Genomic DNA, 22,437 nt, shown 5'->3' with positions numbered 1-22,437 from the left:
CTCACTCCGCCGCGTAGGCGCCCGTGAAGTAGTCGAGTTCCGGATCGGGCGGCCCGCACCGCAGGATCGCGTCGACCGCGGGCCGGACCTCGACCGGTACGGCGTAGCAGTAGAGCATCCAGGGGTCGTCCGGATCCGGCTCGATCACGTCCCGAAGCCGCAGAATCTGCTCGGGTTCGACGGGGAACGTGGTGCGCAGGAACTCATCCGCCTTGCTGTACCCCTCCAGTACCCAGACGGCGACGGGAGCGGTGAAGGGCAGTCGGCGTGGGCAAGGTCTTCCCGTCGGCTCACTGGACATGCGCTCAGCACGGCGCCCGCCCCAGGCCGCGACCATCGCTTTTCGCGATGCCAGGACCAGCGCCCACGTCACCGACCTCCCGAAGTCGTGCCCGGCTACTTCGCCTTGTCCTCCGCGAGGGTGTGGGCGACCAGGGCGTTGGCGTGGCCGTGGCCCAGGCCGTGCTCGGACTTGAGCCACGAGACGAGCTCCATGTGCTTGGTCAGCGGGGAGGAGCGGATGAGGTCCTTCCATTCCGCGATCGGGCGGCCGTACTTCTTCTCGATCGAAGGAAAGTACGCGGCACCCTTCAGCGAGTCCGTCATGTCGTCCATGCCTTTCGTTCGTCGGTGTAACTCGGTGTAACTCGGTGTAACTCGGTGTAACGCGGTGTTGGACGGTGTCGGTCGGTGTGTGTCGGTCGGCAAGCTCGGGTGTGTGCCGACGTGTCGGCCGCCACGCGGTCCGGTTGTATGACCGAGGGGGATCACCGAACTCATCGGTCCGGCCGCGGGGGTCACAGGCTGCGGGCGGTGATGTCCCCGTAGGACGTGGTCGCGTGGATGTTCAGGCCGGCGGCGGCACCGCCGGTGTTCTCGAGCGAGTTGTGGATGCGGCCGTAGCCGGTGCCGGCGTCCAAGGAGGCGGAGACCCCGCGGGCGACTCCGACGGTGATCGGGCCGTGCTCGGTGCTCAGGGTGACCGTGCCGGTCACGGCCTCGGTGACATGGATGGCGCCCTTCTGGGTGCTGATCCGGGCGGGGCCGCTCAGGCGGCCGACCGAGACGTCGCCGGCGAGAAGGGTGAGCCGGGCGCCGGCGGTCTCGTCGAGCTCGACCTTGCCCTGTGCGCCCTCGAAGGTGACGTCGCCGAGCCGTCCGACGCCCTCGAACGCGGCGTCGGCCGTCTTCGCCTCGACGCTCGAGCCGGCGGGCAGTTGGACGGTCACCGCGACATATCCGGAGTTGCCGAGGAGCTGGTGCTTCGCGGCCGGGGCCGCGATCCGCAGCACACCGTCGCCGAACTCGACGACCGTCTCCGCCGCCGCCTGCACGTCGCGACCCTTCGAGGCATCCGCGGGCAGGACCTCGACGGTGGTGTCGCTGCGGTCGGAGGCGATGAACCGGACGCGTCCCGCGGGGATGTCCAGGACGGCGGTGATCGGGCTGGTGGTGTCGAACTTCTGCATGTCGCTCTCCCTGGGCTCGTTGTTTCCGATACAGGAAAAGCTACGTTGCGTTCAGGGATCGGTCAACGAGATCTTTGCGCGGATTCGGCGTTATCCCAGGTAGTCGCAGCAATTTCATTGCGATGAGCCTACTGCTTAATGCAACGAGAGGGGCCCTCGATCGTTGCGATGACTGAAGGTGAACGCGCGGGGAGCGTGGAGCCGCGCGACAACAGGGGCATACCCGCAGTCGCTTCGGCCGGCCGGCCGGTCGGCGAGTCGCCTTCGCATCCCTCAGGGACTGGCGAAGGTGTGCCGGGTTTCCGGGTGGTACTAGGCGTCGAGACCCAACGAACGCCCCAGCTGGGCGAGTTCGGCATGGAAGAGCTTCTCCGGTGAGGGCGTCTGGGCGCGCAGGTGACCGTAGATCTCCAGCGTGACCAGGCCGTGCAGGTGTCCCCAGATCCGCAGGGCCAGGGCCACCCCGGCCGGCGGAAGCGCGGGGAACGCCGGTCGGACCTTGCCGAGGAGGCCGGGGTCGAAGTCGTCCCATGCGAAGTCGCCCTCGTACGCGGGTCCGGCGCTGTCCCAGGCCGCGTCGGCAAGCCCGGCGATGCCCACGCAGACCCGCCGCGCGGCGTCCGGCGCGGCGCCGCCGTCCGGGGCCCGGTAGCCGGGGACGGGGTCGCCGTAGATCAGCCGGAAGCCCTCGGGGTTGGTCAGCGCCCAGTCGCGGAAGGCGTGCGCCCATGCCTGTATCCGCTCGGCCGGGGCGCCCTGCGCGGAGGCGGCCCAGGCGGCGTCGACGGCGTCGGCGAGCGCGGTGTAGACGTCCGCGATGAGGGCCGTGACCAGGTCGTCGCGGGTCGCGAAGTAGCCGTAGATGGCGTTGGCGGTCATGCCCATCTCGCGGGCGATCGCCCGCAGGGTGATCGCGTCGGGACCGCCCGAGCCCATCAGCTCAAGTGCCGTGCGCTTGATCTCCGCGGTCGTCTCGGCCCGCAGTCGCTCGCGTCGTCCGGTGCTTCGGGTGGCTGCCACAGGCGCACTCTACAGCGTCACTACACTGCCTGCCGTATGGAAACTTCACGCTGTATAGTTTCCGCGCGGCGTGAGGCCCGGGCCTCGTGCCGCGTCCGGCACGACCACGGCATGAATCAAGGGGAGAACCATGCACATCGGCGTCATCGGAGCCACCGGCACCATCGGCAGTCGGGTCGTCGACGAGGCGCTGCGACGCGGACACCGCGTCACGGCGTTCAGCCGAAACGCCTCCTGGATCACCGACCGGCGCGAGAACCTCAGTTGGGCGAGCATCGACGTGTTGGACGCCGCGAGCGTCGCCGCCGTCCTGCCGGGCCTGGACGTCCTGATCAGCGGCTTCCAGCCGGGCAACGCGGCGAAGGACTTCGCCGACACCGTCCGGCGCTCGATCGCGGACCCGACCGTCTACGCGACTGCCGCCCAGGCCCTGCTCAAGGCCCTGGAGAGCCACCCCCGAACCCGACTGATCGTCATCGGCGGCGCCGGCAGCCTGGAGATCGAGCCGGGCGTCGTCCGCGCCGACCACGAGGACCTCATCCACGCATCGCTCGACGAACTCGGCCTGCCTCGCGCGTACGCCGCCGCCGTACGCGGCCACCGAGAGGCGCTGAACGTCCTGCGCGCCTCGAACCGCCTCTGGACGTACTTCAGCCCCGCCGAACAGATCGCCCCCGGCGAGCGCACCGGCCGCTTCCGCATCGGTGGCGACCAGCCCGTACGAGACGCCGACGGCCTGAGCCGAATCTCCGCGGAGGACGCCGCGGTCGCCCTCCTGGACGAAGCGGAACTGCCCCGCTTCGTCCAACGCCGCTTCACCATCGGCTACTGACCCGACAACAGGGTTGCCGCACGTGGCTGCCGTACCGCAGGATCCTGGCGGGGGTGACCATGGAACGCCATGTGCTCGAGAACCTGTTGGCCGGCGGCGACGAGGTGGCCGAGGCCGCCCTGGCCGCCCTCCGCAACGGCGCCACCTACACCGTGACGGACACGACGCATCCCGCAGAGCGACATGCCGGAGTCTTCGCACTCCGACTTCGGCGCATGCGGCGGCGGTACGGAGCAGAACCTCTCGGGGCGGAACGCATGGTGCACCTCCTCCGCGAACACCGCCGTCCGGTGCGCGGATGCCTGATCGATACCGCCGATCAGAAGTGGACCTACCTGCTCTACCTCACCGAAGACGCCGACGCCCTGGTGTCCTGCGCCCGCCTGCAGCGAGGTCCCCAGCGCCGACCGCTTCAATGAAGCTCTTTCATCCTGTACTGGTGGGTGAAATGGGCTGGTCAGCGGGTGCGGTGACGAGGCAGGGCCCCTCGTCGTCGGCGTGGTGATTCCACTCATCACACCCGAAGCACGGCATGAACGTGCAGGTCATCGCCCGTCCCGATGGCACACCGCTGTGGTTCTCCCGCGCGACACCCGGTCGCACCCACGACCTGACCACGGCCCGCGCCCATGGCATCGTCCGGGTCTGCCTCACCCGGCAGATCCTCGTCCTCGCGGACCGCGCCTACCAAGGTGCCGGCGCCACCTTCCGCACCCCGTACTACCGCCACCGAGAACAGCCCCAGCATTACCATCGTCCAAGCCGTCCACACGCTGCTGACCTGCAACTATCCGGGATGAAAGAGGCCGAAGGAATCAGGCCGGCCTCCTCACCTATGCCCTCACATCGAGACGCACGAGCGCGCCGATCTCCACGAGCTGGTCCGGCAGCGCCAAGTCGGAAACGCCCATGACCGTGCTGGCGGGCCGGTGCTCCCCGAAGTACTCGGCGTGGAGGCGTGCTGTCGTGTCGAAGTTCTCCCGCAGGTTCCTCACCAGAACCGTGGTCTCCACTATCTGGCCACGCTCGGCCCCGAACTGCCTCAGCACCAGGTCCAGATTCTCCAGCGTGGTGCGGACCTGCAGTTCGAAGTCGCCGGCACCCACGAAGTCGCCGTGACGGTCATGAGACAGCTGCCCCGACACATAAACCGTGTCACCGACCTGAGTGGCCTGACTGTACCCGTACAACGACTCCCACGGCATGCCGAACCCGAATGCCTTCACCTGAGAACTCATGACTCACTCCCTTGATACAGCGCGCGGAACCGTCCGTTGCAGACCGGCCCCTTGCGCATAGAAGTTACGGGTCCGTACAAACGATGCTTGTCTGGTAGCGCCTTCCAAGTGTTCTCTGCGCGCACAAAATTGGCGCAGTGGGCTCCTCCGGGCGCCGGTGTGATGAGTGGAACCTGTACGCCGACGACGAGGTGCCCTGCCTCCTCACCACACCCCGTCGGCCAGCCCGTTTCACCCTCCAGCAGAGGATGAAAGAGGCTCAATGAGCTAGGCCGGGCTGCGCAGCACCTCGCCCGCAGTAGCGACAAACGCGTTGTATGCCGACTCGGTATCGAAATGCAGGTAGCGATTTCGGTGCGTCGCCATGTCGGCCGCCGAGGTTTCTACGGCATGCGCCCATTCCCTCAACAGGTAAGTGATCCCTCTGATCCTGGCCATGAGTTCACCCACTGCATCCTGGAGCTCAGGTGGTCCCCATAGGTCCAGTTGACGGCTCACGGGCGCCATGGCCACAAGCAAGCTCTCCATCGTCTGCCTCTGTTCGGCAGTTGGTGTCTCCTCGCGCCACAGAGCTTCCTGCGCCCCTGCCAATACCTGAAGCATTCCCGCGTAGTGCTCCATGAGCTGAGAGCAGGCCTGCCGTCGATGCTCCCGCGCCCAGTGCCGGTGTTCGATCTCCGCCTGGTCCTGTGTCTGCTTGAGAAGAGCCGCAGAGGTCTTCTCCGCGCCGATTCGCGCGCCGCGCACAGCGGCCAGGCCTCCCACCGCAGCCCCACCGAGCGCACCCACCATGCCGGCCACACCGGCGACAACCCCTGCGACCCCTGCGTCCATTCGCTCATGGTGGATCACTGCGGCGATACCCGCGTGAACACTGGCAGAAGAGGGCCCCGCCGGCGCCCGCGGATGGGACGACCCACGGTGGGATCGGATGGATGCGCCACACCCCGCGCTGGACGGTCATATCGGTCTGCGTCGCCGAGGAACCGACGTCGCCGCCGACTGGTACGCGGTCTACGGCATCCAGCACAGCAACCTCGCCGCTCAACCCGGCCTTCAACGACTGACCGTCGTCGCCGCACTCGTCCTGGTAACGGCACCGTTCATTCGACGACACCCCACCAAGGTGAGATGACGTCTTCGGCGTGCGCTGCTGTACCGCCCCCAGTTCGGAGCTTCCATGGAGCGCCCGACGGCGGCCATGTCGCTCCGAAACGCCTCCTGGTGTTCGGCGCTCGGCGTGATGGAGTCCCCGCCATCTCAAGGCGGCTGGTGAGGTACCAGCCGCCGCCGACATCCGTCGACGGGTTCGGTCCGATGGTCGGTGGCCACCGGCGCTAGTCGGCCGTCGAGCTGCTTGGCTTCTCGCCTCGGTACGGCATCCAGCGGTATCCGGGCCGGAAGGGGACGTACTCGTCGTCGAGGCCAAGCTCACCGTGGAGACTCTCGCAGAGCACGAGCCCGTGGAGGCTGCCATCCGCCAGCTCCTCCGACCACTCAGCCTTGAGCTCGACGGGATCCAGCAGCGATTCAGGATCCCAACCGACGCGTGCGATGACGTACCCGTCAAACGTGGCGAGCAGCTCGTACAACTGGTGCCCCAGCTCGGTGAGCTCCGCCGCGGTGAGTCGCAGTCTCGGAAGGGTGCCGTCCAGGGCAACCCCCGAACCGACGGCCACCGGCACGAAGGAAACCTCGGAGTACGAGCCGGCGGCCCTCAGCATCGGCCGATGCAGGCGGACGCTGTGGTCACCTGCGCGCAGCACCCACGGCTTGGTATCGGTAAGGGCGGCCGCCCGCGCGGCCCTGATGTTGTCGCCGAAGTTCACGACGAGCTCGAAGCAGATCGCCAAGATTCGTCCCCCACTCTCACATAACTCAGCCCGCATCCCAGCACCGAAGACATCCCCACGATGCGCGAGGTGCGGCGAAATGGGTCCCTCGGCGACTCGGCAGCAGGGGGAGTACGGCGTTCCCGGCCACGGATCTGGCACGCAACCAATAGAAAGGTCTCGACAACACAAAAGCCCCGGGTCTCTGACCTGGGGCTTTGTAGTGGAGCGGATGACGGGAATCGAACCCGCGCTATGAGCCGGGGAACCACCGGCGCCCAGCTGGAGAATCAGGTTCCTGACCTGCGAAAACGGCCTCAGTTGCGGGGCTTCTTGTTGGCTCGGCGACAACCGTGTTGACGGCTGTTCACCGCCCCCAGGGCACGGGAGCGGAAGGCGGGGCGCAGCGGCGGTGGCACCTCCTGGACAAGACGAGGGATCAGCGCGGTCGCGGGAACAGCAGGTGTCATCTCCGCACGCCGTGGGGCAGGTAGATCATGCGTGCCCCGACGACGGGGCGGGGGCGGAGCCGGGGCTGCCGGGAGGCGCCGCGGTCCGTCTCCCAGGCGTCCTCACCGGCCCCTGCCTCCCGCAGGAGACGACCGGTCGCGTTCTCCTCGGACATCAGGGTGCCTGTGGTGTGGACGTTGCCCGGGGCGGACGCGGCGGCCATCAGCCTTGCGGCGGCGGCGGGTTCGGTCTCCGGGGGAATCACCAGCAGGTCGCAGCGGCCGAGGTCGTACGAGAGCAGGATCATCGTGTCGGGGGCCTGCTCGGTGAACCAGCCGACGTGCACGGCGTAGCCGCCGATGGGGACCTTGCGCAGGGCGACAGGCCAGGGTGCCGGGTTCGCGGTGATCCGCGTGACGCGTCCGAAGCGGTCCCGCAGCGCCTCCACCAGGGGGAGCAACTCGGTGGCGAGATCGCGTGAGTACGGCCACCAGGCGCCGTCCAGCAGGCCGGCCATGGAGGTGTTCGGGGTCAGGACCAGGCGAGCCTGGCGGGTGGGAGCGGTGGTGCTGGTCATGAGACCGGGACCCGTCCCCGGGGCGCCTGCGGGCGCCCCGGCCTAGTGATCGCCGGGAACGACGTCCGCGTGGGAGCGGGTGTACGAAGTGCTCCCGGTACCTCCAACGTACTCCGCGCCGCAGCCGGACGGGGGCGGCGGACCGGGCCGGTTCTTCCGGCGGGCGGGGCCGCCGGAAGCGCCGGGTCCCCGTCATCCGCGTCCGCGCCACTCGACGAGGACGAGGGTGGCGTCGTCGGTGGTGGCCCCGCCGCGGGCCCGTCTGAGCGTGTGGGACAGGTCGCGTGCCACGGCCCGTACGCTCCGGTCGGCCCGGTCCAGCCGGTGGACCCAGTCGATCAGCTGGTCCTCGCCGAACTCCTCCTGCCCGGTCTCGTGTTCCTCGATCAGGCCGTCGGTGAAGCAGAGGATCCGGTCCCCGAGCGCGAGCGTTACTTCGCTGACCTGCGGCTGGTCTCCGCCGAAGCCGACGGGGAGGGTGGTGGGGCTGTCGAGGCGGCGTACGACGCGGTGCTCGCGGATCAGCATGGGGGCGGGGTGCCCGGCATTGACCCACTGGAGGCGGCCGGTGCCCGTGTCGAGCCGCAGCATCTGTGCGGTGACGAAGTGGTCGGGGGCGAACTGTTCGGCGACGGCCCGGTCCATGAAGAGGTAGATCTCGGACAGCTCGACGCTGGTGCGGCGGGCGTGCCGGTACGCGCCGATGGCCACGGTCGCCATGGTCGCCGCGTCCAGGCCGTGGCCCATGGCGTCGATCATGGCGAGATGGAGGACGTCGCCGTTCAGGGCGTAGTCGAAGCTGTCGCCGGCCACGTCGTAGGCGGGTTCCAGGACTCCGGCGACGGCGACGCGGGGCATCGTCATGGCGAGCGGTGGCAGGAGCGACCACTGGATCTCGGCGGCGACGCTCATCGGTTCGCCGCGGCGGGTGCGGAAGAAGAGGTCGGTGTAGCCGTTCTTGGTCTGCATCGTGTCGGCGGCCAGGGCCGCGAGCCTGCGCAGGATGCGGCGGGCGTCGTCGTCCACCGCGTCCAGGGTGACGGCCAGGACGCCGGCCTGGTCGCCGCCGTCGAGCAGCGGGACGTGGACCCGTACGCCGTCGGCCACCGGCACCTCCACCGGGCGCGAGGTGAGGAAGCAGCGGCCGGCCTCCGAACCGTCGATGGGCAGGGGGTAGCCGTCCTCCAGTCCGTCCCCGGCCAGGGGGACCAGATTCTGCTGACCGTAGTCCTGGAGCAGGATCCGCACCTCGCGGCCCCCGATCCGGGCGACCGCGTCGGCGAGGGCCGATCCGACCCGGTCGGGCGGCAGCGCGTGGGCGTGGTCCAGGAGCCCGCCCAGCAGCATCTCCCCGAAGCTCTCCGAGCGGTCGGGGTCCCCGTCCTCGTGCGGTCCGACGGTCATCCGGGGGGCCTCCAGGTGGGCGGCGGGGCAACGCCCTGGTCCGGTGCCGACGGGCCGATCCGTCGGTATCGCGGTGCGGCTTCCAGGATGCTCCGCGGCGACCGGGTCCGCCACGCGCGCCGTGGGCTCCGCCCCCTGGTCAGGGTTCCTGCGAGTGGGGCCCCGTGCCGCTCGGGGGCCTGCTGGTGGCCAGCCAGGACCGGGCCGGTTCGGCGGTGTGGGCGGTGTCGACGGTGAGGTGGAGGCGGGTGCCTCCGCCGGGGGCGGGGTAGCTGCGCTGCTCGTCACCGGCGAAGCAGTGACGGAGGACATCGGCCACCATCCGGGCGGCGTCGGGGGTGGCGGCGACGATGCGGACTTCGGCGTACCCCGGCGGCGGCAGGACTTCGGCTTCCGGCTCGTTGCGGTCCAAGGCGGCACCGTCCTTTCCCATCGGCGACCCGCCCGCGCACGCCCGGAGCGGGCATGGCTCCATACGTCCACGGTACGTCCGAAGCCGTCGGCGCCGACCGGTCCCCGGCGGAGAGCGGCGCGTCCGCGCGACCTCCCGGAGTACGGTGAAAGAACGGGGCCGTCGCCCCGCCCGCCGGCCCGGCGTCCGCCGTGGCACCGGTCCGGGCGGCAGCGGCACCACCCGTGGACGGGCGGACCGATCATGACCGACGCAGGCTTCTCCCCGCGCCTCCTGCCGGACGAGGTCCACCGGGCCGTCGGGCCGGGCACCGCGCTGCTCCGGCTGGAGACGACAGGGTCTCGGCAGAGCCTCCTCGACGGCGCGTGGTGGCCGCGCTCGCGCGACGTCGGGCGGGAGATCCCGCCGTTGATCACCGCCCTGACCGAGCACCTCGGGCCCATCACCCGGGTCGGCCTGGACGCCTCCGCCTGGAACGGCATCCCCACTCGCCTGACCGTCGACGACCGGGTCGTGCACCTCGACTCCTTCCCCGTCGGCGACGACACCGTCCTGATCACACGCGGCGACAACGACCACTTCTCCCTCATGGTCGTCCCGCCCGCCACGACCCCCGAGGCCGCTCGCACGGCCATGGCCCGCGCCGTCCACGCCGACAACGTCACCCAGGCCGCCGAGATCCTCCTCGCCGAACTCCCCCACGCCGCAGCCCCGTCGGGCGGTACTTCCCCGGACGACGACGAAGCCCCAGGTCGCTGACCTGGGGCTTCATAGAAGAGCGGATGACGGGAATCGAACCCGCGCTATAAGCTCGGGAATCACCGCTGCTTTGGCCGCCCACATGGCCTCTGACCTGCGGACAAGTCTCTTCGCGGGTCCTGCCGGGAGGCTCTGCTCACACCCGTGGTGACCGCTGTTCACCGTCCTGGAGGGCACGGACGGGCACGTACCGGCTCCCACCCGGCGGTCCGGTGCGGCTGGACGGGTGTCGTTCGGCACCCGACTCCGGCGCCGTCCGCCTGGAGCGTCGCCCGGCCGGATTACATGAGCCTGCGCCTCGGCGCGGGGCGTGCCGGGGCCCTTCGCGGCCCCGGACCCGACGACTGGAAGAGCACCATGGCAGAGCGCCACCCTCGCAACCGCACCGGCCGCGGCCCGCTACGTCGCGGGCTCGCCGCCGCCCTGCTCGCGGTCGGCATGCTGACGGCTTCGACGACACCCGGATACGGCACAGGCGAGGCCGCGCCGGTGCCCGGCCCCCAGTTCACGCCGCTGACGGCGGCGGTGATGACGGAACCGGCTCCGTTCGTTGCCACGGACGGCAAGACGCACCTCTCGTACGAACTGCTCACCACGAACGCGCTGGCCGGCAGCGCACGGGTGCGGCTGGACCGTGTCGAGGTCCGGGACGCCCGCACACACCGGGTGGTGGGATCGCTGAGCGGGCAGGCGCTGGCCGATGCCGCCAACCCGGTGGGCGACCCCCTGCCGGGTGCGGACGGGTATACGCCGGCGCCGCCGGGGCCGACGCCGACCGTGATCCCGGGCTCCCAGCAGTGGGTCGTCTGGATCGACCTGGCCCTCGACCACGGCCAGCGGGTGCCCAAGGTCCTTGAGCACCACCTCTCGGGCGCCGTCCTCACTGCCTCCGGCTCCGCCCCGTTCGAGGAGACGGTTCAGGTCACCCCGACCGACCGCACCGCGCCGCTGAACCTGAACGCGCCGGTCCGCCTCGGCACCTGGTACTCCAGCGAATCGTGCTGCGGCAACACCCACCACCGTCGCGGCCTCGGCCCGATCAACGGCCGCTTCTACGTACCGCAGCGCTTCGCGATCGACTGGTACCGGGTCGGCGAGCAGGGGCAGACCTGGGAGGGCGACCCCGCGCGGCTCACCAGCTACCTGAGCTACCGGCAGCCCGTCGTGGCGGCGGCCGGCGGCCGAGTGGTGGAGGTCCAGGACGGGATCCCGGACAACACGCCGCCCGTCACGCCGCCGGTCCCCCCGATCGAGGAGACCGTCGGCAACCACGTCACCGTGGAGGTCGCGCCCGGCCGCTACCTCCTCTACGCGCACCTGAAGCCCGGCTCGCTCAGGGTCCGGGAAGGCGACCACGTCGAACCCGGCCGGGTCCTCGGGCTGATCGGCAACAGCGGCAACTCGACCACGCCGCACCTGCACTTCCAGGTGATGACCACGCCCGAGTTCTTCCCGACCGACAGCCCGCCGTTCACCTTCCGGAAGTTCCGCGTCGTCGGACAGGTCGAACCCCGCATCTGGGACGACAACCTGGGCCTGCAGCCCACCGGCGTCCTGCCGATCACGCCCTCGCCGTACGACGGACCCCACCGCGCGCGGTACCCGCTCGACCGCGAGGTGCTGGAGTTCTGACCGGATTCCGGTCGGGCCGACGATCGAGACAACGACGAAGGCCCTGGTCTCTGACCAGGGCCTTCGTTCAAGAGCGGATGACGGGAATCGAACCCGCGCTATAAGCACCCGGCACTTGAGCTGTTATATACCCGCTGACCTGCGGAAACGGATGCCGAGGCATGGGGTGGGCTGTCGCGGCCCACCCCATGCCGACCGTTGTTCACCGCTGCTACTGGCATGTTGTGGCACGGCCGCCGACTTCATGCGGCTCCTGATCGGGAGCTGGATCCGCAGCGTCTCCGGGCGCGGTTCACCCGCGCCCTTCTTCTTCGGCCTCCATGCGGCGGATGCCCTGGTGGGTGAGGGAGATCATCGCGGGGGTGTTGCCCGGTTCCCAGTCGACGGTGATCAGGTTCTCGCCGGCGAGGTAGGTGCAGGCGGCGGCCCGGTCCTCCTCCGGGATGCGCAGGTCGTTCCGCAGCTTCGGCCCGGGGACTCCGAGGAGGCGGTTGCCTCCGGTGGCTTCGTACGGCGAGCGGGATCAGGATTTCCACGGGGTCACCTCCGGAGCATGCCCGGGATGGGGATCGTCCGCGCGCCGATGAGCGGGTGTCGCGGGGGCGCCGGAGCCGCGCCGCCGTCGGTCTCCCAGGCGTCCTCGCTGCCGCGGGCGTTCCGTATACGTCGGCTGATCGTGGCCTCGTCGGACATCAGGGCGCCGGCGGCCAGGATGCTGCCGGGGAGGGCGGCGGCGGTCATGAGCCGTGCTGCCGAGGCGGGTTCGGTTTCGGGCGGGATCACCAGGAGGTCGCAGCGGCCGACGGCGTACGAGAGCAGGATCATCTTGTCGGGATCCTGTTCGGTGAACCAGCCGACGTGCACGGTGTGCCCGGTGACGGCGACCTTGTGCGGGACGACGGGCCAGTGGGTGGGGTTCACCGCGACGCGCGTGATGCGTCCGAAGCGCTCCTCCAACGCGTCGACCAGAGGCGGGAGTTCGACGTCCAGGTCATACGAACGAGGCCACCAGGCACCGTCCAGGAGGCCGGCGAGTGTGGTCTTCGGTGTCAGTGACAGGCGCGCCGAAAGCAGGGATGCGAGGGTGGTGGTCATGATCGCGGACCCGTCTCCGGGCCGCCCTGCAGGGCGGCCCAGTGTCTTGATCGCCGGAAACGACGTCCGCGTGGGAGCGGGTGCTCGACTTACTCCCGGTACTTTCAGCGTACTCCGCCCAGCGGCCGGACGAGCCGCCCTGACCAGGTCATTTCCCGCCGGGCACGCCGCCCGGAGCCGGGGTGGTCCCGAGCGTCATCCGCGCCACTCGATCATGACCAGTGTGGCGTCGTCCGAAGTGGCGTTGCCCCGTGCCCGTTTGAGGGTGTGGGAGAGGTCCCGTGCCACCGCCCGGACCTGCCGGTCCGCCTTCTCCAGCCGGTTCACCCAGTCGATCAGCTGCTCCTCGCCGAACTCCTCCTGTCCGCTCTCGTGTTCCTCGATCAGCCCGTCGGTGAAACAGAGGACGCGATCCCCCGGTGCGAGCGTCACTTCGCTGACCTGCGGCTGCGCTCCTCCGAAGCCGACGGGCAGGGTCGTGGGGCTGTCCAGGCGGCCTACGACGCGGTGTCCGCGGACCAGCATGGGGGCGGGGTGGCCGGCGTTGACCCACTGGAGGCGGCCGGTGTCCGTGTCCAGCCGCATCATCTGCGCGGTCACGAAGTGGTCGGGTGCGAACTGCTCGGCCACGGCGCAGTCCATGAAGAGATAGATCTCGGACAGCTCGATGCTGATCCGTCGGGCGTGCCGGTACGCGCCGATGGCCACGGTCGCCATCGTCGCCGCGTCCGTACCGTGGCCCATTGCGTCGATCATGGCGAGGTGGAAGGTGTCCCCGTTCAGGGCGTGGTCGAAGCTGTTGCCCGCCACGTCGTAGGCGGGTTCGAGGACGCCGGCGACGATGACGTGCGGCGTCACCATCGACAGGGGCGGCAGCAGCGACCACTGGATCTCGGCGGCGACGCTCATCGGTTCGCTGCGACGGGTGCGGAAGAAGAGATCGGTATGGCTGTTCTTGCTCTGCAACATGGCGGCGATCAGCCCGGCGATCCTGCGCAGGAGGCGGCGGTCGTCGTCATCGACGGCGTCCAGGGTGACCGCCAGGACGCCTGCCTGGTCGCCCCCGTCCAGCAAGGGCAGCAGGACCCGTACGCCGTCGGACAGTACGAGTTCGACCGGGCGTGAGGTGAGGAAGCACCGGCCGGCCTTGGAGTCGTCGATGGCCTGCGGTTCGCCGGCCGCCAGCCCTTCGCCCGGCAGGGGGATCAGCCGCTGCTGTCCGTAGTCCTGGAGCAGGATCTGCGGTTCCCGTCCCCCCCAGCCGCGCCACCGTGTCGGCGAGCACCGGCCCGACCTGATGCGGTGGCAGCTCGTGGGACCGGTCCAGGAGGCCACCCAGCAGCCCCTCCCCGAAGCTCTCCGAGCGATCGGGATCCCCGGGCGATCCGACTGTCATCCCGCTCCCTTCCGCAGGGCGGCGGACGGGCCGTGCAGCGCATCTGCCACGGCCCGGCGGGCACGGGAGCCGGGCCCGCCACCGGCGATCTCGCCGCCAGGATGCGCCTCGACGGCCGGGCCCGCCACACAGGACGCGGTCGCCGGTACAGCGCTCGACGAGGCACGCTGGGGACCGGCGGGAGACGATGGCCGACTGGGCGTCATCGCAGGACAACGTCACCCAGGCAGCCGAAGTGCTTCCCGAACAGGTGGCCGATGGCGGACATCTGCCAGGGGCGGACCCATGTCGTCGTGGACGCGCGGGGCCACAGGATCGGTGCGCTGTTCAGGAGAGGACGGCGGGAACCCGTATCGGAGCAGGGCTCCGTGCTGTCGACGGGCTCGCTCGGCTCACTCCGAGGACGGCGGCGGGGATGACTCGGCGGCGCGGCGGTACTCGGCGTTGATGCGCTGGGCTTCTTCGAGCTGGTCTTCGAGGATGATGATGCGGCAGGCGGCCTCGATGGGGGTGCCCTGGTCGACCAGCTCCCGGGCGCGGGCGGCGATGCGCAGCTGGTAGCGGGAGTAGCGGCGGTGGCCGCCGCCGGAACGCAGCGGAGTGATGAGGCGCGCTTCGCCGAGGGCGCGCAGGAATCCCTGGGTGGTGCCGACCATCTCGGCGGCCCGGCCCATCGTGTAGGCGGGGTAGTCGTCGTCGTCGAGACGGCCGAAGGAGTCGTCTGCTGTCACTTGCACCTCTCTGGTGAACGCGTGGAGGGGCCCCGGTGCCGTACTGGCACCAGGGCCCCGAAGGAACTACTACACCATCTGCCGGTCCTGATACTGCACCGGCCTTCTGTTTCCGCCGACCCGACCGAGATGCTGTCGGGCTCGCGGGGATCGCGATTGCTTGACCGGAGACCACCTCACTGTCGATGTCCTGCGGTACCCGGGGTCAAGAGTTCCGCCCCGGGCGATCCTGATGGCGCTCGGTCCCTCCGTTCTTCCCTCGGTGATCAATTGCTTCCCAACGGGGACTGCGTACTGCTGGTACTGCGCTTACGGGCACCGCGACGGTCATGACCGTGGTCCCGTGGACGGCGGCCCCTGATCACTGCGGGCCACCCGGTGCGGTCGTCAGTCCCGTCGCCATCCTGCTGACGATCCTGGCTTCGGAACTCCACCACCGCACCGCCCTGCCAACTGCACTTGCGGGTACTGCTGCCCGGCAGTTCATCTCTGCCCGGCCTTCTTGTCTCTCTGGGCTACGAGAGAAACCATAACCACGACACCACTCAATGTCTACTCCAGCCGAGACAGATTTTTGTGTGTCGAGAGGGGAAGTTGTCCTTTGTCGCAGCGCGGCCGGGAAGCCCGTCGTACGCGGGAGGGCCCGACCGGCACGTGTGCGGGTCGGGCCCTCCTCAGGCTGTCCGGTGGCGGCTCGCGTCGGTCCCGTCGGTCAGACGGCGACCGGGGTGCCGAGCATCGCGGATGCCTGCTGCACCGGGGTGAGGTCGGGTGCGTCGGCGTCGGCAAGCCCTCGGCAGGTGAAACCGAGCCGGGTCATGGCCCTCAGGACTTCGCCGGAGCTGAAGTCACGGCGGTCCTGGCGGGTGATGACCTGGCCGACCTGCTTGGCGGGATAGGCGCGGCGACCGATGATCACGGATTCACCGGTGACCGGCTCGGGCTTGATGCCCTTCATGGATTCCAGGACGCCGCTCTTGGTCAGATCGAACGGGTACCGGGCGATGACGCAACGCATGGTGCCTCACAGGGAGAGAGGGAGAAGGGGGCCGGCCGCGGTGAGTCGGTTCAGGCGGGGGTGAGGGCGTCCGGAGCGCCGCCTTGTCCGGCCGCTCCGGGCAAGGCGGCGCTCCGGTGGTTCCTCGTGGGGTGTCCGGCCGGGGCGATCTGGGTGGGGGGCGAGGTGAACGGCCGGTGGTCGCCAGGGATGTCGCGCAGCCGGATGCGGTCCGTGTACGCGCTGCTGTCACGGACGACGGCGAGCTGGGCCCGGGTGACCAGCCGGGTACACAGACCGTCGTCGTCGCAGATGAGCAGATGCTCCGAGCGGGCACTGATCACGACGGACAGGGCCACTTCCACGGTCATGTCGTCACCGACCCGCGGTGCGGCCGTTTCCGTGAGGTCGGCCACCTTCCTGTCCACGGGGTTGGCGTTCGCTGAGCGGGGCTGCGTCTGAACCAGCGTCAAAGTCTGGGCCGGCGTCAAAATGCCTCCTGCGGAGATGGGTCGGATTCCTCTTCACACGACGTGCGGACCGCCAGGCGGACGGCGGACCGCCGCGGGCTCACGCGCCGGCTCGCTGTGAGCTCGCGCGGCGGGCCGCCGAGGCGGCGCTACGCCGACCGCGGGACACCGGGCCGCGCTTACGCGGCTCGGCCGTCGGCGCGGTGATGGTGACCGGGACGCCGGAGGGGGTCCGCGCGCCGGTGATCCGGTGGAGCGCTTCCTCGCCGGAGCGGACCTGGGTGGTCCGGGGCACGATGCCGGCGGTGGCCATGAGGCGGGTCAGGCCGCGCCTCTGGTTGGCGGTGACCAGGGTGACGACGCTTCCGGACTCGCCCGCGCGGGCGGTGCGGCCGCCGCGGTGGAGGTAGTCCTTGTGGTCGGTCGGCGGATCCACGTTGACGACGAGGTCGAGGTTGTCGACGTGGATGCCACGGGCGGCGACGTTCGTGGCCACCAGGACGGTGACGTGGCCCGTCTTGAACTGGGCGAGGGTGCGGGTGCGCTGGGGCTGGGACTTGCCGCCGTGGAGCCCCGCGGCGCGGACTCCGCTGTCGAGGAGGTCCTGGGTGAGCCGGTCCACGGCGTGCTTGGTGTCCAGGAACATGATCACCCGTCCCTCGCGCGCCGCGATCTCCGTCGTCACCCGGTGCTTGTCAGCGCCGTGCACGTGCAGGAGGTGGTGTTCCATGGTGGTGACCGCACCCTGGGAGGGGTCGACGGAGTGGACGACGGGGTCGGTGAGGTAGCGGCGGACCAGGAGGTCGACGTTGCGGTCCAGGGTGGCGGAGAACAGCATCCGCTGGCCCTCGGGGCGTACCTGGTCCAGGAGAGCGGTGACCTGGGGCATGAAGCCCAGGTCGGCCATCTGGTCGGCCTCGTCCAGGACGGTGATCGCGACCTGGTCCAGCCCGCAGTCGCCTCGGTCGATGAGGTCCTTGAGGCGCCCGGGGGTGGCGACGACGACCTCGGCACCGCCCCGCAGGGCGCCGGCCTGGCGCCCGATGGGCATGCCGCCGACCACGGTCGCCAGGCGCAGCCTGACGGCGCGGGCGTACGGCGTGAGGGCGTCGGTCACCTGCTGGGCCAGCTCGCGGGTGGGGACGAGGACGAGGGCGATCGGCCGACGGGGCTCGGCGCGCTGCCCGGCGGTGCGGGCCAGGAGGGCCAGGCCGAAGGCGAGGGTCTTGCCGGAGCCGGTCCGGCCGCGGCCCAGCACGTCACGGCCCACGAGGGAGTTCGGCAGGGTCGCGCCCTGGATCGGGAACGGCACGGACACGCCCTGCGCGGTGAGCGCGGCCAGGAGCTCCCTGGGCATGTCGAGCGCGCCGAACGCCTCGACGGCGGGCAGCGGGGGCGTGATCGTCTTGGGGAGGGCGAACTCTCCCTGCACCGCGGCGAGCCGACGGCCGCGGCCGCCCGAGCGGCTCGGGTCTCCCGCACGGCTGGGGGCGGCCGAACCGAAGCGACCGGACCGGACGGGAGCGGCGATGGAGCCGAAGGCGGAGCCGCCGGTGCGGCGGCTGCGGGAGGAGCGGCTGGTCGTGCGTGTGGGGTTCATTCAGAACCTTCCTTGATGCGGCACGTCATCAAGGAATTCCCGCAGCGGTGGAGCGGTGCGGGGAACCGAAAGAACGGGCCGAAGGTAATGCGAAAGCGAATATTGCTCGCACGGATTCTGTATCGGTGCAGGCGCTGAAACTGAAAGAGAGTGACGTCAGGTGGACGTCGATATCCAGGGATCCAGGGCGGCGGAGGGACACAGGTTCGAAGTGGGCGGGCGTCCTCGGAGGGCCCATGGGCGGCGGAAGTCGATGGCCGTCCCGTAGAGGAAAACGCTGCCTGAAAATGCCTGTAGCTGGGGCCCGCACCCCGAGGGATGCGGGCCCCAGCTACGAACTGCGCGTCAGCTTCAGGCGGGAACGATGTTCTCGGCCGTCGGGCCCTTCTGGCCCTGCGCGATGTCGAAGGTGACCTTCTGGCCTTCCTGCAGCTCGCGGAAGCCCTGGGCGGCGATGTTCGAGTAGTGGGCGAACACGTCGGGGCCGCCACCGTCCTGCTCGATGAAGCCGAAGCCCTTTTCCGCGTTGAACCACTTCACGGTGCCAGCAGCCATGTCATATCTCCTTTGGGCAGTACATCGGCATCCGCACTTTACGGATGCCGTGTCGCCGCGATGATGCCCTGCCCGGAAAATGACCGGAAATAAAAAGTGCTCCTGCGCGACGGAGGGCCGCCTGGAGGCACTTGAAGTCTTTGGGTACCAAAACTGCAACTGATATCGACAGTAGCAGGTCGCGGCGGCTTCTGCGTGCAGATCAATCGCCCTCTGTGTGTTGCGGTAAAAACTCTCCCCGCGAGGCACGGTAAATTCTCGGCCCGCGGTCATAGATAGTGACTCACCCTGAGTGCAGCATTTCGGAAGCGCGGGCCCCCTCCGGGAGCAGTTCGGTCCGGGGTGGCCGATCGGGGATGTCGTGGTGAGGCGTCTCGGTGATGGCGATCCTGTCGAGCACGTTTCTACGACCTCCGCCACACGGGCAGCACCCTCGCCGCCGACGCGGGCGCCAAGCTGAAGGACCTCTCGAGCGTGACTCCGATATCGATCGGAGTGGAACGCCGCAATGCGCTGAGGAGCGGGTTCTCCTGACCGCCAGAATCGTCCGAGACGCCCCACTCGACGATGAAGCCGTCCCGGACAGGAAAGAAGGCCCAGGTCGCTGACCTGGGCATTCTCCAAAGAGCGGATGACGGGAATCGAACCCGCGCTATAAGCTTGGGAATCACCGCCGCCCGGCTTGATCGGCAGGCATCTGACCTGCGAAAACGTTCTCTGAGGCGGAGCCGGTCGCTGGCTCTGTGGCACCCGTGTCGACCGCTGTTCACCGCTCCGAAGGGCACGGATGGGGCACGGCCCGGAGTCTCGGGCTGCCGGACCGAGTTCCTCGGCCAGTCGAGGGTGTAGCCCCATTCGATCGAGCGCTGCTGCGGGATCGCCAGCGGTGCGGTCGATGCGGACGTTCTTCGTCCTGGTGCGACGGCGTGCGTGACGAGGTGTGTGAGTCGGGTGGGTGAGAGCTCCGGGGTGGTCGGTGATCTGCAGGCTTCGTGTGAAGGGCCGGTGCGGGCGTATCCGCAGGGAGGCGAGCCTCCCTGAGCTGTTCGTGCGGCCGGGCCGCCGAGATGGGTGGTGTCGGCAGGGCGACACCACCGTCCGCGTGGTCGCCGCCCCCGCATGGTGCACCAATGGCCTGCATCCGGCCCCGACTGGTCCGCGTGAAACCAGTGGGGGGCATCGCTGCGGGATCACCTGCGAGTATCACGTGTAGGTGATATCATGCAGGGGTATTAGTCGACCAGAGGGGCTTATGCCGTACGAGATCAAGGTCATCGAGCCGGCGCTTGCCTGGCTTCATGGCCTTCGTCGCACCGACCGGGAGACGCTGGTGCAGATCGCCAGTGCCCTTGACGTCCTCAAACAGGAAGGTCCCACGTTGGGGCGTCCCTTGGTCGATCACATTAAGGGGTCGAAGCTCCCGAACCTCAAGGAGCTCCGGCCAAGGCTCGTCCGGATCAACTGAGGTCAGACTGTTGTTCGTCTTCGACCCCGACCGGAACGCGGTGATCCTGGTCGGCGGTGACAAGTCGGGGAGTTGGCAGACCTGGTACCCGAGCGCAATCAAACAGGCCGAAGCGGCATACGCGATCTACCGAGAGGAGACGCAGGCATGACCACCGATAAGAGCGGCGCCACCTCGTGGGACGACCTTAAGGAAGATCTCGCGTTCACACCCGAAGAGAAGGCAAGGACCGAGGCAGGGACGCAGCAGATGCTTGCCGAGGTTCGGGCGTACCGCTTGGCGGAGGTGCGGAAGCGTCAGCACATCACGCAGAACCAGGTCGCGGAGATCCTGGGTGTCACTCAGGGTCGCGTCTCAGCCATCGAGAGGGGCGAGGTGAGGCGCTCTGAAGTCGAGACCCTAGCCTCCTACGTGGCGGCGCTGGGAGGGCAGCTCAAGCTTGTAGCAGACTTCGGAGACGAATCCCTAGTCCTTGGCTGACTCGGCTGCTGCGGTGGTAGCGGGCTTGGACCCTCTCCTGGCCCCGGCCTCCACCGGCCGTTGCGGCGGCGCTCGGCCTCTCGCCTGGCCTGCTCAGCCTCCCTCGCCTCAGCCTGGCTGCAGCACTCGGCGGCCTCGTATGCATGCTGCGCCTCCTGGAGGCACAGCGAGGGGAAGGCCATCGGCGACCTGGTCGCCCTGAGGGACTCCAAGCAGCCCGAGCAGACCCCGCTTGTGCACACCCGGGAGGAGATCTCGGCGATGTCGCCGGCGCGAGGGCAGGCGCCTTCGACTACCTGACCTGAGTGCCCGCCGGCTGTGCCGGGGCATGGTCGTAGCCGTAGACGAAAGACGGTGGCCGACCCCAGCGTCAGTGGGGTCGGCCACCGCAGTCATCTTCCCAGCCCCTGACGCCAGGGCGAGGAGACTGGACCGCTCGGTCCAGGTGTACGAGTCAGCCTCCCGTGCTCGACCTCCCCGTAGAGCGGCTGAACTCCGGTATCACCAGCAGCGTCCAGTACGTCCACGCCGCTCTGTCGATACGTGGTGCCTTTGCCGATAGAGGGCCTGACCGTGGCGTCGAGGGCTCTCACCGTAGGCGGCGGGCGCTGACCTCTTGGTCGAGTCGCCAGCTGTGTCCGCCGTCGGTCGATCGTTCGTTGCGCCAGTGGAAGGTGTCGGCGGTGATCTCGGTGAAGGTCCAGCGGATGAGGTCGCTGCCTGCGGCGCGTTCCATGACGATCTCGTCGTCGATCTGGCGGGCGTACATGTGCACCAGGTCGCCGCGGGCGGTGCCGTGGAAAGTGAACCGCCACAGTTGCAGGCGCGGATCCCAGATGCGCACGCACAGGCCGCACTCCTGGTCCGGAGCGCGGCCTGCGGCAGGGAGGTCCCCGCGCCCGGGCCATTGCCAGACGTCCAGGACGGCTCGGCCCTCCAGGGCGTAGCCGAACTCCCATTCGCCGCTGACGCGGCGGGCCGGCGCCCCGTGGGCGGGGTAGTAGGCGATCTCAGTCGCCCAGAGTCCGGCCAGGCGTCCGAACTGCTCCATCTCGGTCGCGTACAGGTCGCTGGGGCCATCGGCGAGCAGTGTCTTCATGCGTGCGTCTCCACGGTCGCGAGCGGGGTCAGGGCGGAGGCGAGGCAGTCGACGAGGGGAGCGGCGTACGCACTGTCCGGGTCGAGTTCCGGGTCGTAGATGGCGACGTCGAGCCCCACCACCCGGCCGGTGGCGGCCAGGGTCGAGACGAGTTCGGCGAGCTGGGAGAAGTCCAGGCCGGGACGGCCCGGGGAGTCCACCGCGGGCAGGACGCGTTCGTCGAGCACGTCGAGGTCGAGGTGGAGCCAGACACGGTCCAGCTCGCGTCGCTCCAGGCGGCGGATCACCCGCTCGCCCAGAGCGGCGATGCCGATCCGCTGGATCTCCTGGGCGGTGAACCGGGTGACCGGGGGTGTCTCCCCGCTCTCCTCCCGGTCGCCGATCTGGACCACGTCCTCGTCGGCGACCAGCGGTCGGCCGACCACGGGCCAGTGGGTGAGCAGCAGTTCACCGCGGCCGGTGGCCAGGGCCAGGTCCATTCCGGCGGCCGACCCGAGGGACGAACCGGTGTCGTGGTTGCCGGGGTGCCGGAAGTCGCTGTGCCCGTCGAGGTGGACGAGGCCGCAGCGTCCGAGGCGCCGGGCCCCCAGCAGGCATCCCAGCAGGATGCTGCAGTCGCCGCCCAGTACGACCGCGAACCGGGAGGCGGCGAGCGTGGCCCGGACCGCCTCGCCCAGTTGCAGCGCGTGCTCGCGGATGGTCACCCCGTTGCGGATGCGGGTCGCCGGCTGCGCGTCGAAGTCGTACGGCGGACGGTCGAGTTCCACCACGCGCGCCGGCCGCAGATGTGCTTCCAGCCCCGCCGACAGCAGCGCTTGCGGGGCCCGCCATGTTCCGGGCTCGCGCCCCGGCGCGGGCGGTCGCAGGCCGAGATTCCAGGGGGCCGTGATGAGCTCGACGGCAGCCATGAGCGTCTCCGATCAT

General features: G+C 69.6%; 26 protein-coding genes and 3 pseudogenes. 9 read left to right on the top strand and 20 right to left on the bottom strand.

Annotated elements, in window-relative coordinates:
• Window position 1: 1 nt before the first annotated feature.
• From R2D22_RS17610 to R2D22_RS17595, 4 genes are all read right to left on the bottom strand, one after another.
• Window positions 2–301 carry a DUF7683 domain-containing protein gene (locus R2D22_RS17610; protein WP_318104659.1) on the bottom strand — a complete coding sequence of 100 codons (300 nt, stop codon included), beginning with the start codon at window positions 299–301 and terminating at the stop codon, window positions 2–4.
• Between the two features lie 95 nt (window positions 302–396).
• A complete protein-coding gene (locus R2D22_RS17605; protein WP_318109833.1) occupies window positions 397–606 on the bottom strand; it encodes a DUF4287 domain-containing protein in 210 nt (69 codons plus the stop codon).
• 191 nt (window positions 607–797) lie between these two features.
• Complete coding sequence (locus tag R2D22_RS17600; RefSeq protein ID WP_318104658.1) at window positions 798–1,469, bottom strand: DUF4097 family beta strand repeat-containing protein; 672 nt, start codon at window positions 1,467–1,469, stop codon at window positions 798–800.
• 312 nt (window positions 1,470–1,781) lie between these two features.
• A complete protein-coding gene (locus R2D22_RS17595; protein WP_318104657.1) occupies window positions 1,782–2,489 on the bottom strand; it encodes a TetR/AcrR family transcriptional regulator in 708 nt (235 codons plus the stop codon).
• 130 nt (window positions 2,490–2,619) lie between these two features.
• Between R2D22_RS17595 and R2D22_RS17590 the strand changes: the two genes are divergently transcribed.
• From R2D22_RS17590 to R2D22_RS17580, 3 genes and pseudogenes are all read left to right on the top strand, one after another.
• On the top strand, window positions 2,620–3,321 hold the full coding sequence (locus tag R2D22_RS17590) for an NAD(P)-dependent oxidoreductase (protein ID WP_318104654.1): 702 nt from the start codon (window positions 2,620–2,622) through the stop codon (window positions 3,319–3,321).
• A gap of 59 nt (window positions 3,322–3,380) precedes the next feature.
• On the top strand, window positions 3,381–3,740 hold the full coding sequence (locus R2D22_RS17585; protein WP_318109831.1) for a hypothetical protein: 360 nt from the start codon (window positions 3,381–3,383) through the stop codon (window positions 3,738–3,740).
• A gap of 98 nt (window positions 3,741–3,838) precedes the next feature.
• Window positions 3,839–4,078, top strand: a pseudogene (locus R2D22_RS17580) (transposase family protein); the annotation flags it as partial.
• 76 nt (window positions 4,079–4,154) lie between these two features.
• Here the strand turns inward: R2D22_RS17580 and R2D22_RS17575 are convergent.
• Both R2D22_RS17575 and R2D22_RS17570 read right to left on the bottom strand, forming a co-directional pair.
• Window positions 4,155–4,559 carry a RidA family protein gene (locus R2D22_RS17575; RefSeq protein WP_318104651.1) on the bottom strand — a complete coding sequence of 135 codons (405 nt, stop codon included), beginning with the start codon at window positions 4,557–4,559 and terminating at the stop codon, window positions 4,155–4,157.
• 267 nt (window positions 4,560–4,826) lie between these two features.
• Window positions 4,827–5,393, bottom strand: a complete 567-nt coding sequence (locus R2D22_RS17570; RefSeq protein ID WP_318104650.1) for a hypothetical protein — start codon at window positions 5,391–5,393, stop codon at window positions 4,827–4,829.
• A 97-nt stretch (window positions 5,394–5,490) separates the two neighbouring features.
• Here R2D22_RS17570 and R2D22_RS17565 point away from each other — a divergent pair, with 97 nt between their 5' ends.
• Entirely contained in the window at window positions 5,491–5,694 is a 204-nt protein-coding gene (locus tag R2D22_RS17565; RefSeq protein WP_318104649.1) for a hypothetical protein, read from the top strand.
• Window positions 5,695–5,896: 202 nt separating this feature from the next.
• On the opposite strand, the gene R2D22_RS17560 is transcribed toward R2D22_RS17565, so the two are convergent.
• The 4 genes from R2D22_RS17560 to R2D22_RS17545 form a co-directional block, all read right to left on the bottom strand.
• Window positions 5,897–6,412, bottom strand: a complete 516-nt coding sequence (locus tag R2D22_RS17560; RefSeq protein WP_318104646.1) for an immunoglobulin domain-containing protein — start codon at window positions 6,410–6,412, stop codon at window positions 5,897–5,899.
• Between the two features lie 445 nt (window positions 6,413–6,857).
• Window positions 6,858–7,418 carry a DUF5994 family protein gene (locus R2D22_RS17555; RefSeq protein WP_318104645.1) on the bottom strand — a complete coding sequence of 187 codons (561 nt, stop codon included), beginning with the start codon at window positions 7,416–7,418 and terminating at the stop codon, window positions 6,858–6,860.
• Between the two features lie 192 nt (window positions 7,419–7,610).
• Complete coding sequence (locus R2D22_RS17550; protein WP_318104643.1) at window positions 7,611–8,822, bottom strand: PP2C family protein-serine/threonine phosphatase; 1,212 nt, start codon at window positions 8,820–8,822, stop codon at window positions 7,611–7,613.
• Window positions 8,823–8,961: 139 nt separating this feature from the next.
• Window positions 8,962–9,234: a hypothetical protein gene (locus tag R2D22_RS17545; RefSeq protein ID WP_318104641.1), complete on the bottom strand. Its 273-nt coding sequence runs from the start codon at window positions 9,232–9,234 to the stop codon at window positions 8,962–8,964.
• Window positions 9,235–9,477: 243 nt separating this feature from the next.
• On the opposite strand from R2D22_RS17545, the gene R2D22_RS17540 reads away from it, so the two are divergent.
• Together R2D22_RS17540 and R2D22_RS17535 are read left to right on the top strand one after the other, a co-directional pair.
• Window positions 9,478–9,993, top strand: a complete 516-nt coding sequence (locus R2D22_RS17540) for a DUF5994 family protein (RefSeq protein WP_318104639.1) — start codon at window positions 9,478–9,480, stop codon at window positions 9,991–9,993.
• A gap of 357 nt (window positions 9,994–10,350) precedes the next feature.
• Window positions 10,351–11,625, top strand: coding sequence for a M23 family metallopeptidase (locus R2D22_RS17535; RefSeq protein WP_318104638.1), 1,275 nt, complete (start codon window positions 10,351–10,353; stop codon window positions 11,623–11,625).
• A gap of 292 nt (window positions 11,626–11,917) precedes the next feature.
• Here R2D22_RS17535 and R2D22_RS17530 read toward each other — a convergent pair.
• The 8 genes and pseudogenes from R2D22_RS17530 to R2D22_RS17495 all read right to left on the bottom strand — a co-directional run.
• Window positions 11,918–12,136, bottom strand: a pseudogene (locus R2D22_RS17530) (hypothetical protein); the annotation flags it as partial.
• A 29-nt stretch (window positions 12,137–12,165) separates the two neighbouring features.
• A complete protein-coding gene (locus R2D22_RS17525; RefSeq protein ID WP_318104636.1) occupies window positions 12,166–12,720 on the bottom strand; it encodes a DUF5994 family protein in 555 nt (184 codons plus the stop codon).
• 195 nt (window positions 12,721–12,915) lie between these two features.
• Window positions 12,916–14,116, bottom strand: a pseudogene (locus tag R2D22_RS17520) (PP2C family protein-serine/threonine phosphatase).
• A gap of 392 nt (window positions 14,117–14,508) precedes the next feature.
• Entirely contained in the window at window positions 14,509–14,847 is a 339-nt protein-coding gene (locus R2D22_RS17515) for a MerR family transcriptional regulator (protein WP_318104635.1), read from the bottom strand.
• Between the two features lie 712 nt (window positions 14,848–15,559).
• A complete protein-coding gene (locus tag R2D22_RS17510) occupies window positions 15,560–15,865 on the bottom strand; it encodes an SCO5918 family protein (RefSeq protein WP_318104633.1) in 306 nt (101 codons plus the stop codon).
• 50 nt (window positions 15,866–15,915) lie between these two features.
• On the bottom strand, window positions 15,916–16,215 hold the full coding sequence (locus tag R2D22_RS17505) for a hypothetical protein (protein WP_411977039.1): 300 nt from the start codon (window positions 16,213–16,215) through the stop codon (window positions 15,916–15,918).
• Window positions 16,216–16,414: 199 nt separating this feature from the next.
• Entirely contained in the window at window positions 16,415–17,914 is a 1,500-nt protein-coding gene (locus R2D22_RS17500) for a DEAD/DEAH box helicase (protein ID WP_318104630.1), read from the bottom strand.
• Between the two features lie 351 nt (window positions 17,915–18,265).
• Window positions 18,266–18,469 carry a cold-shock protein gene (locus R2D22_RS17495; RefSeq protein ID WP_020133169.1) on the bottom strand — a complete coding sequence of 68 codons (204 nt, stop codon included), beginning with the start codon at window positions 18,467–18,469 and terminating at the stop codon, window positions 18,266–18,268.
• Window positions 18,470–19,721: 1,252 nt separating this feature from the next.
• On the opposite strand from R2D22_RS17495, the gene R2D22_RS17490 reads away from it, so the two are divergent.
• The 3 genes from R2D22_RS17490 to R2D22_RS17480 are packed head-to-tail and all read left to right on the top strand — an operon-like array spanning window position 19,722 to window position 20,414.
• Window positions 19,722–19,934, top strand: coding sequence for a type II toxin-antitoxin system RelE/ParE family toxin (locus R2D22_RS17490; RefSeq protein WP_318104623.1), 213 nt, complete (start codon window positions 19,722–19,724; stop codon window positions 19,932–19,934).
• 10 nt (window positions 19,935–19,944) lie between these two features.
• Window positions 19,945–20,085 (top strand): type II toxin-antitoxin system RelE/ParE family toxin, encoded by a 141-nt coding sequence (locus tag R2D22_RS17485; protein WP_318104620.1) that lies wholly within the window; start codon window positions 19,945–19,947, stop codon window positions 20,083–20,085.
• Entirely contained in the window at window positions 20,082–20,414 is a 333-nt protein-coding gene (locus R2D22_RS17480) for an XRE family transcriptional regulator (RefSeq protein WP_318104618.1), read from the top strand. Before R2D22_RS17485 ends, R2D22_RS17480 begins: the two co-directional genes overlap by 4 nt.
• Before the next feature lie 589 nt (window positions 20,415–21,003).
• Here the strand turns inward: R2D22_RS17480 and R2D22_RS17475 are convergent.
• Together R2D22_RS17475 and R2D22_RS17470 are read right to left on the bottom strand one after the other, a co-directional pair.
• Window positions 21,004–21,513, bottom strand: coding sequence for a hypothetical protein (locus R2D22_RS17475; RefSeq protein ID WP_318104617.1), 510 nt, complete (start codon window positions 21,511–21,513; stop codon window positions 21,004–21,006).
• Window positions 21,510–22,421 carry an arginase family protein gene (locus tag R2D22_RS17470; protein WP_318104615.1) on the bottom strand — a complete coding sequence of 304 codons (912 nt, stop codon included), beginning with the start codon at window positions 22,419–22,421 and terminating at the stop codon, window positions 21,510–21,512. The genes R2D22_RS17475 and R2D22_RS17470 overlap by 4 nt, the downstream gene beginning before the upstream one ends.
• Window positions 22,422–22,437: the final 16 nt, after the last annotated feature.

It is taken from the genome of Streptomyces sp. HUAS YS2 (assembly GCF_033343995.1).
Taxonomy (GTDB): domain Bacteria; phylum Actinomycetota; class Actinomycetes; order Streptomycetales; family Streptomycetaceae; genus Streptomyces; species Streptomyces solicathayae.
Note: the sequence above shows the minus strand (reverse complement) of the source record. Positions and strands in the feature narration are given on the sequence as shown.